The sequence below is a fragment of the Streptomyces sp. LE64 genome, from assembly GCF_052606915.1.
This window is the reverse complement of record NZ_CP199708.1, coordinates 2,871,998-2,884,556: the sequence shown is the minus strand read 5'-3', so window position 1 is coordinate 2,884,556 and position 12,559 is coordinate 2,871,998. Positions and strand designations below refer to the sequence as shown.

General features: G+C 73.3%; 12 protein-coding genes. 6 read left to right on the top strand and 6 right to left on the bottom strand.

Annotation, left to right across the window (positions count from 1 at the left end; translation table 11 throughout):
• Positions 1-215: 215 nt before the first annotated feature.
• Positions 216-1,070, top strand: a complete 855-nt coding sequence (locus ACSMX9_RS12995; protein WP_445402487.1) for a DUF5753 domain-containing protein — start codon at positions 216-218, stop codon at positions 1,068-1,070.
• A 34-nt stretch (positions 1,071-1,104) separates the two neighbouring features.
• On the top strand, positions 1,105-1,380 hold the full coding sequence (locus ACSMX9_RS12990; protein WP_445402486.1) for a DUF397 domain-containing protein: 276 nt from the start codon (positions 1,105-1,107) through the stop codon (positions 1,378-1,380).
• Positions 1,381-1,571: 191 nt separating this feature from the next.
• On the opposite strand, the gene ACSMX9_RS12985 is transcribed toward ACSMX9_RS12990, so the two are convergent.
• Complete coding sequence (locus ACSMX9_RS12985; RefSeq protein ID WP_445402485.1) at positions 1,572-2,561, bottom strand: GlxA family transcriptional regulator; 990 nt, start codon at positions 2,559-2,561, stop codon at positions 1,572-1,574.
• A gap of 185 nt (positions 2,562-2,746) precedes the next feature.
• Here ACSMX9_RS12985 and ACSMX9_RS12980 point away from each other — a divergent pair, with 185 nt between their 5' ends.
• The gene (locus ACSMX9_RS12980; protein WP_445402484.1) at positions 2,747-4,195 is read left to right on the top strand and encodes an erythromycin esterase family protein; all 1,449 of its coding nucleotides are present in this window, start codon (positions 2,747-2,749) and stop codon (positions 4,193-4,195) included.
• A 104-nt stretch (positions 4,196-4,299) separates the two neighbouring features.
• On the opposite strand, the gene ACSMX9_RS12975 is transcribed toward ACSMX9_RS12980, so the two are convergent.
• Complete coding sequence (locus ACSMX9_RS12975; protein WP_445402483.1) at positions 4,300-5,556, bottom strand: esterase/lipase family protein; 1,257 nt, start codon at positions 5,554-5,556, stop codon at positions 4,300-4,302.
• A 296-nt stretch (positions 5,557-5,852) separates the two neighbouring features.
• On the opposite strand from ACSMX9_RS12975, the gene ACSMX9_RS12970 reads away from it, so the two are divergent.
• Both ACSMX9_RS12970 and ACSMX9_RS12965 read left to right on the top strand, forming a co-directional pair.
• The gene (locus ACSMX9_RS12970) at positions 5,853-6,626 is read left to right on the top strand and encodes a vWA domain-containing protein (RefSeq protein ID WP_445402482.1); all 774 of its coding nucleotides are present in this window, start codon (positions 5,853-5,855) and stop codon (positions 6,624-6,626) included.
• A 224-nt stretch (positions 6,627-6,850) separates the two neighbouring features.
• Complete coding sequence (locus ACSMX9_RS12965; RefSeq protein ID WP_445402481.1) at positions 6,851-7,951, top strand: IS110 family transposase; 1,101 nt, start codon at positions 6,851-6,853, stop codon at positions 7,949-7,951.
• A 60-nt stretch (positions 7,952-8,011) separates the two neighbouring features.
• Here the strand turns inward: ACSMX9_RS12965 and ACSMX9_RS12960 are convergent, their stop codons facing one another.
• From ACSMX9_RS12960 to ACSMX9_RS12945, 4 genes are all read right to left on the bottom strand, one after another.
• A complete protein-coding gene (locus ACSMX9_RS12960; protein ID WP_445402480.1) occupies positions 8,012-8,575 on the bottom strand; it encodes a dihydrofolate reductase family protein in 564 nt (187 codons plus the stop codon).
• A 108-nt stretch (positions 8,576-8,683) separates the two neighbouring features.
• Positions 8,684-9,433 (bottom strand): precorrin-4 C(11)-methyltransferase, encoded by a 750-nt coding sequence (cobM, locus tag ACSMX9_RS12955; RefSeq protein WP_445402479.1) that lies wholly within the window; start codon positions 9,431-9,433, stop codon positions 8,684-8,686.
• The gene (cbiE, locus tag ACSMX9_RS12950; protein WP_445402478.1) at positions 9,430-10,758 is read right to left on the bottom strand and encodes a precorrin-6y C5,15-methyltransferase (decarboxylating) subunit CbiE; all 1,329 of its coding nucleotides are present in this window, start codon (positions 10,756-10,758) and stop codon (positions 9,430-9,432) included. Before cbiE ends, cobM begins: the two co-directional genes overlap by 4 nt.
• Positions 10,759-10,864: 106 nt before the next feature.
• On the bottom strand, positions 10,865-11,317 hold the full coding sequence (locus tag ACSMX9_RS12945) for an NUDIX hydrolase (RefSeq protein WP_445402477.1): 453 nt from the start codon (positions 11,315-11,317) through the stop codon (positions 10,865-10,867).
• A 293-nt stretch (positions 11,318-11,610) separates the two neighbouring features.
• Here ACSMX9_RS12945 and ACSMX9_RS12940 point away from each other — a divergent pair, with 293 nt between their 5' ends.
• A complete protein-coding gene (locus ACSMX9_RS12940) occupies positions 11,611-12,498 on the top strand; it encodes a hypothetical protein (RefSeq protein ID WP_445402476.1) in 888 nt (295 codons plus the stop codon).
• Positions 12,499-12,559: the final 61 nt, after the last annotated feature.

Sequence of the window (12,559 nt, the reverse complement as noted above, 5' to 3'; positions counted from 1 at the left end):
CTAGCCTGTTGTGCCGCTGGTTTGGTTCGCAACCGTGCCACCGGTGATTAACCAGCACGGGTGTCGAAATGGACTATGCGCCCGTGTGCTCAGGCAACCCGGCCGACCGCGCAGGGGTGCGATCGACCGTCGCGGGGCGATACTGGACCCGCACGAAGCTCACAGGAGGGTGCACGGTGGGAGCCAAACGAGGGGCGTCCGGACGACGTCTCGAATTGGGCATTCAGCTGAGGCAGTTGCGGGAGAACTGCCCGGGGGTCGAACGGGTCGGCGCCAAGGGCATGACCCGACGCGAGGCGGTCCGGGGCCTCCCCGACCTGTCCGAGGCGACCCTCGCCCGGATCGAGAAGGGCGAACTCAACTTCCGTCGTAACGTGGGCAACCTCCGTACCCTCCTGAAGCGGTACGGGGTCACCGACCAGGACCTGGTGGACGAACTGGTCGAGCTGAACCGCGAGGCCCCCAACGACGACTGGCTGACCGGCTACCGCAGCTTCATGCCGCCCGGTATGCCGCACTACGTCGGCCTGGAAGCGGAGACCCTGTCGCTCACGGCGTACCACCCGACCGTGGTGTACGGAATCCTCCAGACCCCCGCCTATGCCAAGGCCCTGTACGAGACGGGCCGCCCGGTGGAGGACATGACCGCCGAGTTCGTCCAGCGGAACGTCGAACTGCGGATGGAGCGCAAGCGGCGGGTGCTGGAGCGGGAGGACCCGGTCCGGCTCCGGGTCATCCTGGGCGAGGCGGCGCTGCGCGTTCCGGTCGGGGACGACGAGGTGATGCGCGAGCAGTACGAGGAGATCGTCCGCCTCGCCGGGCTGGACCACGTCTCCGTCCAGGTGCTGCCCTTCCGCCGGGGGTACCGCTCCCACCACGACTTCGCGATCCTGCGCCTGGGCGATGGCCTGCCCGCCCGGGTGCAGACGGACAACGCCTGGGGTGCCGTGTCCGCTTCGGACAAGCCCCGAGAGGTCGAACGCTTCACCCGGAGGTTCGACACGATGGTCGGTCTCGCCCTCGGGGTGGAGGACACCATCACCTTCGTCAAGGAACTAGCGAGAAGGTAGCGGAGCCATCACTACTTACCTGTCGGCCGCCGAGGTGGCCCCTGAATCGGCCTGGTTCAAGTCCTCTTACTCCGGCGGCACCGGCAACAGTTGTGTGGAGGTGGCCGCCCTCTTCGCCCCCGAGGGCAACTGGTTCAAGTCCTCCCACTCCGGTGACACCGGCAACAGTTGTGTGGAGGTCGCGGTGGTGCACCCCCGGGTGGGGGTGCGGGACTCGAAGGCCAAGCGGGGGCCCGCGCTGGTGGTCGGCGCGGGGACCTGGGCGGCGTTCGTGGGGTACGCGGCGGGGGAGGGGCGCACGACCGGTTGACGTGACGTGGTGTGGTGGCGGGCGCTCGGCCGGGGTGTGTGTCCCGGTCGGGCGCCCGTCCCGTTGGGGCGTCGCCCGGGGGCGGTGGGCCGGCGGGCGGTGGGACGGCGCGGCCGGTGAAGGGGCGTGCCGCCAGTGGTCCGCCTTCGCGGTTCTGGCGCCGGCGATCGACAATCTGCCGGTGGAGACGGTCAGTCGGGCTCCTCCGGTGGCGGGGGTACGACCGTGGCGACCGCCCGGCGGAAGGCGGCCCGGTAGGCGCGGGGGCCGGTGCCGGTGAGGCGGTGGAAGTGGTGGCGGAGGTTGGCGGGGGAGCCGAAGCCGGTGCGGGCGGCGATCTGCTCGACGGGGGTGTTGGTGTTCTCCAGGAGGAGTTGGGCCTGGTGGAGGCGGGCGCGCAGCAGGTAGCGCAGCGGGGGCAGGCCGGTCTGGGCGCGGCAGCGGCGGGTGAGGGTGCTGACGCTGATCTTGGCGTGGGCGGCCAGGTCGGCGAGGGCCAGCGGGCGGTGGAGGTTGGCCTCCAGCCAGCGCAGGGTGGGGGCGAGGTCGCTGTGCCGGGTGAGGTCCCGTTCCCGTTCCGTCTCGTCCGCGATGACCTGCTCGTGGACGGGGAGGACGAGTTGGCGCATGGCCTGGGCGGCGACCCGCACCCCGTGGTCCGCGGTGACCAGCTCCACGCACAGGTCGATCCCGCCGAACAGGCCGGGCGCGGTGTGGAACGGCGGGTCGGCGACGGTGGGGTCGCCCACCGGTACGACGGTGGTGCGCGGATGGCGGCGGGCGAGCTCGTCGAGGTGCGGCCAGGAGGTGGTGGCGCGGCGGCCGTCGAGGAGGCCGGCGGCGGCCAGGGTGAAGGTGCCGGTGCCGACGGCCGTCATGCGGCAGCCCCGTGCGGCGGCGGCCCGCAGGGCGTCGGTGACCCGGGGCGGCGGTGGCGCCAGGTGGTCGCCGGGGCTGGTGACGAGGACGGTGTCGGCCCCGTCCGCCAGGGCCGACGGGCCCCAGGGCGTAGTGAGGGTGAGGGTCGGGTCGGCGGTGGTGACGGTGCCGGTGGCGGAACAGGCCCGCACCTCGTAGCGGGCCCGGCCCCCGGCGCGGGTGGCGGCACCGAAGACAGCACCGGGAACGCCGAGTTGGTGTCCCGGGACGCCGTCCGCGAGGAGGACCGTGACCACGTGCATGAGCAGAACTTAGCGGTTGCTGAGGCGGGTGCGTCTTCTTCGTGGGTACGGCGGACGGTCACGATGAGGGGGCGGCGGCCGCCGGAGCGAGGGGACACCCGGGGTCGAGCCGCCCACTGCCTTCGTTTGCCGGGCCGATGACGCCCGTCGAGCGAATCGACACCCACCCACGAGGAGATGCCGCCGTGCGCACCCGTACGCCCTCCGTCCGCCCGATGCGTCCCGTACGCGGGGATTCCGGTCGGTCCTTCCCCCGGCTCACCGCCGTCCTGCTCGCCGCCGCGACCGTGTCGAGCGTACTGACCGGCCCCGTCGTCGCCGCGACCGGGGCGCAGCCCGTCCCCGCCGCCCACCCGATCGCCGCGGGAGCGGGCGAGGAACGGGCGGTGGTCGCCGCCCTGGAGCGCCGCGCCCATCCGCTGACGACCGCCGAACCCGACGCCCCGGCAGGGGACTTGGCGCCCCTGGTGCGGATGGTCGGCAAGGCCGACATCGTCGGGGTCGGGGAGGCCACCCACGGGTCGAAGGAACTGTTCCAGCTCAAGGACCGGATCTTCCGGCAGCTGGTCGCCGCCCGGGGGTTCCGGACCTTCGCCCTGGAGACCTCCTGGTCCTCGGGGGTCCTCCTGGACCGCTATGTGCGCACCGGGGAGGGCGATCTGCGCCGGATCATGCGGGAGGAGTTCCAGGGGAGCTACGCGGACTGGAACAACGCCGAGTTCCTGCGCCTCTTCGCCTGGATGCGCGACCACAACCGCACCGTGGCGCCGGACCGCAGGCTCCGGGTGGTGGGCAACGACGTGAACGACGTCAACCACGCCCAGTACGCTCGGGTGCTGGCCTGGGCGGATGCCCAACGACCGTCTCCGGGCGTCGAGTTGCGCCGACTGTACGCATCCTTGCTGGCGCTGCCCCGGGGGATGGGCGAGCGGGTCGAGGCCCTGGCCGCCAAGCCCGTCACCGCACTGGAGACGATCGCCCGGGACGCCCGGGCCGCGCACGCCCTGCTGGAACGGGAACCCGGGGCGGACCCGTGGACCCTCCAGGAGGCGAAGGTCATCGCCGACACAGCGACGGTGTACGCGCTGGGCGCCGGCGACCCCGACCCGGCCCGGCAGGCCCGGGCCAACCTCCACCGGGACCGGGCGATGGCCGCACACACGGTGTGGTGGCAGCGGTGGACCGGCGACCGGATCGTGGTCTCCGCGCACAACGCGCACCTCGGCCACCGCACCCCGTACCGGGACACCCACCCCCGGGTCCAGGGCGAGTTCCTGCGGGAGGCGGTGGGCGAGCGGTACCTGGCCGTGGCGACCTCCGTCCACCAGGCCCGCTACCGCGCCTTCGACCTGAACGCCCTCCGCTTCGGCGTCTTCTCCACCGGCCCGGCCGCGCCCGGCAGCAACGAGCACCTGCTCGACCGGGTGCGCCACCGCGACTACTACGTGGACCTCCGCCGCGTCCGGCGGGACGGCGCCGCGGGCGCCTGGCTGGACACCGCCCGGCCCATGTTCGTGGTGCCCTCCGGGTACTCGGGCGATCCGGCGGACGTGCTGCGGGACGTGGCCCTCGGGCGGACCTTCGACGTGCTGGTCCACTTCCGGCAGGTCGCGGAGTACGGCGAGGTGGACTGAGCGGGCGCCCGGGGCGGGCGGGCTGAACGGGCGCCGGGGGCCGTGGTCCGGCCCCGGGCGCACCGGGGGAGGGGGCGGGTCCGCCCGCGCCTCCCCCCGGGGGTTCAGCTGCTGCTGACGATCTCGTTCACGATCCAGGCGCCGAGTTCCTCGGTCATGCGGGTGTGGCCCTCGTTGCGGCTGGCGCACAGGAAGGCGTCGAGCGCGCTCCGGTCCGGCGCGATCGGCTGGTACAGCGCCTCCTGGCCGTTGATGTCACCGGCGGCGACGGCACTGATGCTGGGGATGAAACAGGAGGTGGCGATGCGGTCCGCGTCCACCTCGTTGCCGAGGAGGGTCATGAGGAGCGCGGCCAGGCCGAAGTTGCCGGGGTCGCCCTCCGGGGTGGGGGCGCCGAACAGGCCGCCGGGGGCACCGTCGACCTCGGGCAGTCCGCCGGTCCGGACGAGGACGGGCTCTTCGCCGGCCTTCTGGAGCCGGGCGACCTCCTGGTCGCCCTGGGCCTGGGTCTTGAGCCAGGTGTCCAGCAGGGTCCGGCCGTTGCACCTGACCGCGGTCGCACCGGGTGCGACCCCGTTGCCGGTTCCGGTGTCCACGCCGTTGGCCACACCGATCTTGCGGACGCTCCGGGGCCAGTCACCGACCTCTTCGAGCGCCTGGAGGAACGCCACCCGCTCCGGAGCCGCCTCCGCGGTGTCGTCCACCTTCTGGATGTGCCAACGTGCCATCTGCTTCGCGGCGGGGCTGTTGAGCAGGGCGGAGAACTGGCGCAGCACGGGGCCCGCGAGGGGGTGGTCGCCGAACTTGTCCGTCGCGAAGTGGGTGAAGCCCTGGATGGAGACGGGGAACCAGGCGCCCTCGTGCGGGGTGTCGTAGGAGAGGTGGAGGGAGGTCTCGTGGTCGGGCAGGCCCGGGTCCTGCTCCATCTTGGCCAGCGCGTAGCGGGTGACCAGCCCGCCCATGCTGAACCCGCCCACCACCAGCTTCGACCGGCCCACCCGCTCGTTCAGGGCGCGGCGGATGCAGTCGATGACGGTGTCGGCGTTGTCCGTGATCGACGCCGTGCGGTCGTCGTAGCCGAGGACGATCACGTCCCGGCCGGTCGCGTGGAGTTCGGAGATGAAGCGGAAGTCCCCGTTCTCCTCCAGACCGTTCCAGAGCTGGTCGAGGTTGCTCGACCCGCCGGAGAACCCGTCGGAGAGGATGACCGGCCGGACGAGCTGCCGGCGGTTGAGCGGGCTGTAGAAGACCCAGGCCGTGCCGCCGGCGAGCGACCACTCCTCGTGCGGCTCCGGCGCGGAGGGGTAGGCACGGGCGTCGGGGGAGATCGGACCCCAGATGTCAACGACGGTGGTGGGCATGGCAGTTGGCTCCTCGTACGGGTTCGCCGGCTCGCCGGGAGGGCGACGTCAAGCGGCACCCTAGGGAGCCGGAGCCCGCCGACGTGAGTGATGTCAGGGAGGGTTCACACAAAGGTGGTGATCTTGCTGGGGGAGGGTGTCGACGGTCGGTGGCACGGGCACGATGGTGGACCGGTCGACGCGGATCGGGGGGCCGTCCCGGCCCGGCGGGCACGGGCGGCCGTCGTCCGGGGGACGGGACAACGGTTGGGTAAACGGCCCCCGAGATAAGCCCTGTTGGTGAACCATTCCTCCGTATGGCCATCGATTACCGCAAGCGCCCCCGTATCGACTACCGGAAGGGGGCCGCGGGGACCGCCGGGGTCAGCCTGGAGAAGGTCGCCACCAGGGCCCCCGGCCTGGTCGGCCTCTACGAGACAGCGGCGGTCTCCCTGGTCAAGAACCAGGTCGGCAACGGCCAGCGCGCCGCCGTGTACCTGGTGCTGGACCGCTCGGGGAGCATGCGCCCGTTCTACCGGGACGGTTCCGTCCAGCACCTGGCGGAGCGCACCCTCGCCCTGGCGGCGAACCTGGACGACGACGGGGTGGTGCCGGTGGTCTTCTTCTCCACGGACGTCGACGGCACGGCCGAGATCAGCCTCGACGCCTACCGCGACCGGATCTCACCCCTGCACGCCTCGATGGGGCACATGGGCCGCACCAACTACCACGTCGCCATGCAGGCGGTCATCGACCACCACCAGGATTCGGGGGCGGGGCACCCGGCCTTCGTGGTCTTCCAGACGGACGGCTCGCCGTCCTCCAGAACGGCGGCCGAGCACGTCCTCTGCACCTCCGCGAAGCTGCCGGTCTTCTGGCAGTTCGTCGGCTTCGGCGAGGACGAGTTCCGGTTCCTGCGCAGGCTCGACGAACTCCCCGTGCCGTCCCGCAGGGTCGTGGACAACGCGGGGTTCTTCGCCGCCGGCCCGGAGCCGAAGAGCCTCTCCGACGCGGACCTCTACGACCGGCTGCTGGCCGAGTTCCCCCAGTGGTTGGCCGCGGCGCGCAGGGCGGGGATCGTCGCGGACTGACAGTGAGGATGTGACGTGGCTTCTCCGCTGGGTCTGACTCACGGACTGACCGACGCCGACTGGCTGTCCTTTGCGGGATTCGTCGGCCCGCGCGGAGGAGCCACCGCACGCGACCGGACGGGCGCCCGTGACCTTATAGGAGCTTGGTCAAGAAGCCCCGCCACTGTCTTGTCCGCCCGCCTGGCCGGCGCGTGCCGCCTACCGGGATCAGCGAGAGGACGGCAGTGACCAGCATGACGGACCAGGCCCTGGAAGTCACAGGGGGTGTGGACACGCACGGCGAGACCCACCACGCGGCCGTGATCGATCGGCTCGGCCGCCACCTGGCCGACCGCGAGTTCCCCGCCACCGGTGCCGGATACCGGCAACTGCTGGCCTGGCTGCGCTCGTTTGGGCACGTCACCCGGGTCGGGGTGGAGAGCACCGGCGCCTACGGCGCTGAGCTCGCCCGCACCCTGGGCCGGGCCGGGCTGACGGTGATCGAGGTCGACCGCCCGGACCGCAAGACGCGCCGGATGAAGGGCAAGTCCGACCCGATCGACGCCTACGCCGCCGCCGAGGCGGTGGCCTCCGGCCGGGCCAGCGGCACTCCCAAGACCCGGGACGGCATCGTGGAAGCGGTCCGCGCGCTGCGGGTGGTGCGCCGATCGGCGGTCAAGTCCCGCACTCAGGCTGTCAACCAGGCCCGGCAGCTGCTGGTTACCGCACCTGAAGCCCTGCGCGCCCAGCTGCGCGGACTGTCGACCGCCGCCCTGGCCAGGGCATGCGCCCGGCTCCGACCTGGCGACGACCTCACCGACCCCGCCCACGCGGTCAAGGCCGCCCTGCGCCGCCTGGGCAAACGCATCCTGGCGCTGACCGAGGAGGCCGACGAGCTGCAGGCCGAGCTGAAGACCCTCACCGCCCAGGCCGCCCCGGACCTGCTGGCCCTCAAGGGCGTAGGCACGGACGTGGCCGGACAGCTCCTGGCCACCGTCGGCGACAACCCTGACCGGCTACGCTCCGAGGCCGCCTTCGCCCACCTGTGCGGGGTGGCACCGATACCAGCCTCGTCCGGCCGCCGGGACCGGCACCGCCTCAACCGCGGCGGCGACCGCGCCGCCAACCATGCCCTGCACACCATCGTGCTGTGCCGCATGCGCTGGGACGAACGCACCCGCGCCTACGTCGCACGGCGTACCGCCGACGGACTCGCGACCAAGGACATCATGCGCTGCCTGAAACGACATGTTGCCCGCGAGGTCTACCGCGTCCTGATGCGGTCGATCCGGACCACCGACACCAACCCGCAAACCACTCAAAGCGACCTCACTGAAGCCGCTTGACATCCATAGGAGCATCCCGGCGGGAGGTCCGGAACCCGTCCGGACCGGCGGGGGCACCGCTCAGCGCGCCACCCGGTAGCGGAGGTAGACGACCTGCGGACCGACGGCGCGGGTCTCCACGAGGTCCAGGTCCACCCGACGCTCCTCGTGCGGGAAGAACGGGGTGCCCCCGCCGACCAGTACCGGGTACACCCTGATCCGGTACTCGTCGATCAGGTCCGAGGCCGCCGCGGCGGCGGCGAGGGTCGCGCCGCCGATCGCGATGTCGCCCTCCCCGGGCTCGGCCCGCAAGCGCTCGATCTCCTCCGCCACGCTGCCGGTGGCCAGCCGGGCGTTGCCCCGCACCGTCGACAGCGTGGTGGAGAACACCACCTTGGGCAGCGGGTTCCAGAGCGCGGTCCACTCGCGCTCCGTCGGGTCCGAGGAGTGCACCCGGTCGTCGTCCTCCCAGTACAGCATCGACTCGTACAGCCGGCGCCCCAACAGGTGGACGCCCACCCCGCGGGTCTCGTCGACGGCGAGGCGGAAGACCTCGGCGTCGGGCGCCGTCCACTGGAAGCCGCCGTCCGGCCCGACGATGTAGCCGTCGAGGGAGACGCTCATCGAATAGGTCACGTCGCGCATGGGGAACCCTCCTCGGTGCGGGTTCGACCGTACGGCCGCGGGGCGCCGCCGGACCCGTCGCGACGCGCCGCGTCCGGGTGCGTCACCGCGCTGACGCACCGTCGGCCCTCAACAGGTCGAACGGTCCCGGTCCGCGGAGTAGAGGTAGCTGTCCGGGAACTGCTCGGCGCCCAGGGTGCGCCCCACGATGATCACCGCGGTGCGCAGCACGCCCGCCGCGCGGACCTGCTCGGCGATGCCGGACAGCGGCCCGCGCAGCACCACCTCCTCCGGGCGGCTGGCGTAGGCCACCACCGCGGCGGGGCAGTCCGCGCCGTAGTGGGGGAGGAGTTCCGCGACCACCCGGTCCGCGTACCGGGCCGCGAGGTGCACCACCAGCAGCGCACCGCTGCGGCCCAGCGTCGCCAGGTCCTCGCCGGGCGGCATGGGCGTGGCCCGTTGCGCGATGCGGGTCAGCACCACGGTCTGGCCCACGGTCGGCACCGTCAACTCCCGCCCCAGCGCCGCCGCCGCGGCGGCGAACGCGGGCACCCCCGGCACCATCTCGTACGGCACGCCCGCCGCGTCCAGCCGCCGCATCTGCTCGGCGACCGCGCTGAACACGGACGGGTCGCCGGAGTGCAGCCGCGCCACGTCCTGGCCGCCGGCGTGCGCCCGCACCAGTTCCTCGGTGATCTCGTCCAGGGTCAGGTCGGCGGTGTCGACCAGCCGGGCCTGCGGCGGGCACTCGGCCAACAGTTCCCGGGGCACCAGGCTGCCCGCGTACAGGCACACCCCGCAGGAGCCCAGCAGCCGGGCGCCCCGCAGGGTGATCAGGTCGGCGGCCCCGGGGCCCGCGCCGATGAAGTACACGGTCATGCGCCGTCTCCCTTGTCGTGTGGTGCCTGCTGCGTCTGTCGTGCCGGGGGCTTGCGCACCGCCCACTGGGTGACGGGCATCGCCTGACGCCAACCGGTGAACCGGCCCACCGGCACCGCGTGCGCCACGGCCAGCCGGACGAGGTCGCCGCCGTACCGGTGGCGGGCCTCGGCGAGCAGCGCCTCGGACTCCAGGGTCACCGTGTTGGCGACCAGCCGTCCGCCCGGGCCGAGCGCCTCCCAGCAGCGTTCCAGCAGCCCGGCGGAGGTGAGGCCGCCGCCGATGAACACCGCGTCCGGCGCCGGCAGCCCGTCCAGCGCGGCGGGTGCCGCACCGGTCACCACGCGCAGACCGGGCACGCCCAGGGTCCGCGCGTTGCGGGCGATGCGCGCGGCGCGCTCCGGGTCCCGTTCCACGCTCACCGCCCGGCAGGCCGGATGGGCGCGCAGCCACTCGATCGCCAGGGACCCCGACCCCCCGCCCACGTCCCACAGCAGTTCGCCGGGCTCGGGTGCGAGGACGGCGAGGGTCGCGGCCCGCACGTGGCGCTTGGTGAGCTGCCCGTCGTGCGCGTAGGCGTCGTCGGGCAGCCCGGGCACGGTGCCCAAGGGCGCGGCGTCCGGCGCCCGCTCGCACTCCACGGCCACGACGTTCAAGGCGGCGCCGGGCGGTCGCGCCCAGCTCTCGGCCCGCTCCCCGTCGGTCAGGTGCTCGTCGGGGGCGCCGAGCCGTTCCAGCACCCGCACCGTGCTCGGCCCGAAGCCGCGGTCCCGCAGCAACGCGGCCACTGCGGCGGGCCCGTCCGCCCCGGCGCTCAGCACCAGCACCCGGCGCCCCGGGTGCAGCACCGCGGCCAGCCGCTCCACGGGCCGCCCCACCGCGCTGACCACGTCGGTGTCCTCGACCGGCCAGCCCAGCCGGGCGCAGGCCAGCGAGACGGAGGACGGGTGCGGGTGGACGTCCAGCCCGGCCGGGCCGACCGACTCGACGAGGGCCCGGCCGATGCCGTGGAACATGGGGTCACCGCTGGCCAGCACCGCGAGGCGGCGCCCCGCGTGGGCGGCGAGCAGCCCGGGCACCGCGGGCCGCAAGGGGGACGGCCAGGGCACCCGCTCGCCCGCGCACTCGGCCGCCGGCAACAGGTCGAGCTGGCGCGGCGCACCGAGGACCACCTCGGCGGCACGCAGCACCGCCCGGGCCGCCTCGGGCAGGCCCGGCCAACCGTCCGCACCGATGCCGACCAGGGCCACGGGGGGCGCGGGGGGCACGGGAGCGGCGGGGTCGACGGGTCCCACGGGGTGGGGGCGGGGGGCTTCGGACGTCACCGCCGCACTGTATCCGGCGGGTCGCGGGAGCTTCGGGGGTGGTCAGCGGGGCGGGCCGCGTGCGGCGGCGCACTCGATCGACCGCCTCGGGTTCCGTCGGCCGGCCTCAGTGCTGCACCAGACCGCCGACCGGGACGGGCGGGACGTGGCCGGTCGCCGGCAGCGTCCGTGCCAGGGCGAGGCCGACGTCGACCAGCGACGACCGGCGCACGCCGGCGACCTCGGAGAACGGGGTCCACACCGCTTCGGTGACAGCGCCGTTCGGCTCCGGCCGGAACCGGCCGCCGGTGATGCGGACCCGGTAGAAGACGCCGACGTTCTGGTGCTCGACCCCCGCTCGGGCCTCGGCCGCGGGGATCAGCCGCGAGTCCACGCCCAACAGTCGCTCCACCACCGCGGTGCAGCCGGTCTCCTCGGCCACCTCCCGGACCACCGCGTCGAAGGGGTCCTCCCCGTGCTCGACCCGGCCGCCCGGCAGGGTCCAGCTGTTCCCGCACCGGACGAGCAGCACCCGCCCGTCCTCGATGCACACGGCGTACGCCGCCAGTCGGAAACCCATCCCCCGCGAACCTCCTCGTCGAGCGTCCCCGGGCCTCGGGGATCCTCGGACCCTATCCAAGGGCCCGGCCCCACGGGCGGGCGCTCCGTGCGCAAGGCGGACACGGGGCAGGCCCGCCTTCGGAGCACGGCTGTTGCGCGGTAACAGCCGTGCCACAGCGGCGTCTTGAGGGAATCACCGGTGTGACCGGCCCGCTGCGGACACCCTCTTCACGGTCAGGAAGGGGGCGACGGGCCGGCACGGTCCGGTGGCCCGCTCCGTCCGAACCGCACACACACCGTTGGGGGAACCCCGTGCTGAACCGCCGTCTGCGCCGTACCGCCGTCACCGCCGCCGCGATCGGCACCGTGCTGCTGATGACCGCCTGCCAGAACGACTCGGGCGACGGGTCCACCGACAAGGGCGCGGGGGCTCCCGCCGCCACTCCCGCGGCGGAGAACGCGGCGAACGCCAGGAAGGGGACGGGCGTCAGCGGCTCGTTCACGAACGGCCGGGTCACCCTGCTCGCCCCGGGCAAGTACCTCGTGGCCGTCCCGGGCAAGACCGGCCAGCAGTTCCTGGTGTCGAACGACACCGAGGTCTACGGCGCCGGAGTCGTCTGCGGGGATGCCGGCTCCAGGGTCGACGCGCCCTGCACGCTCGACCAGTTGGAAGCGGCTACGAAGAAGGGCCCCGTGAACGCCGACGTGGAGATGCGGAACGGCATCGCGACCCTGGTGACCGAGCGGCGCCCCGCCCGGAAGGACACCGGCACCTCGGGCTCGACCTCTTCGGGCTCCGGTACCTCGGGCTCCGCCGGTACCTCTGGCTCCGGCAGCTCCGGGTCCGGTTCGTCCTCCGGTTCGGGCTCGTCCTCCGGGTCCGGCTCCCGGGACACCGTGATCGAGGGGATCAACAAGGGCAAGGGCGTCAACGGAACCTGGTTCGGCAACGTCTCCTACCTGGCCCCCGGCAAGTACACCGTCTCCGACCTGAAGGGCGTCGAGCAGCAGTTCCTCCTCTCCGAGGAGACCATGATCTGGGGCTACGGCATCGCCTGCGGGGACGGCAACACCGGGGAGGGCGGCCAGGGCGGCACCCAGTGCTACGAAGCCGAGCTGGAGAAGGCCGCCAAGAAGGGCTTCGGCGCCACGGTCGTCATCCGCAACGGCATCGCCACCACCATCACCGAGGACCACTGATCACCGAGGACCGCTGACCCGCCACCGATCCCGAGGGTGGCGGGGGCTCCCCCGGGTCACC

Excerpts from the sequence above, each read along its gene's own strand:
- ACSMX9_RS12985 (WP_445402485.1), bottom strand. The coding sequence starts at position 2,561 with ATGCACGTGGTCACGGTCCTCCTCGCGGACGGCGTCCCGGGACACCAA.
- ACSMX9_RS12975 (WP_445402483.1), bottom strand. The coding sequence starts at position 5,556 with ATGCCCACCACCGTCGTTGACATCTGGGGTCCGATCTCCCCCGACGCC.
- ACSMX9_RS12970 (WP_445402482.1), top strand. The coding sequence starts at position 5,853 with ATGGCCATCGATTACCGCAAGCGCCCCCGTATCGACTACCGGAAGGGG.
- ACSMX9_RS12960 (WP_445402480.1), bottom strand. The coding sequence starts at position 8,575 with ATGCGCGACGTGACCTATTCGATGAGCGTCTCCCTCGACGGCTACATC.
- cobM (WP_445402479.1), bottom strand. The coding sequence starts at position 9,433 with ATGACCGTGTACTTCATCGGCGCGGGCCCCGGGGCCGCCGACCTGATC.
- ACSMX9_RS12945 (WP_445402477.1), bottom strand. The coding sequence starts at position 11,317 with ATGGGTTTCCGACTGGCGGCGTACGCCGTGTGCATCGAGGACGGGCGG.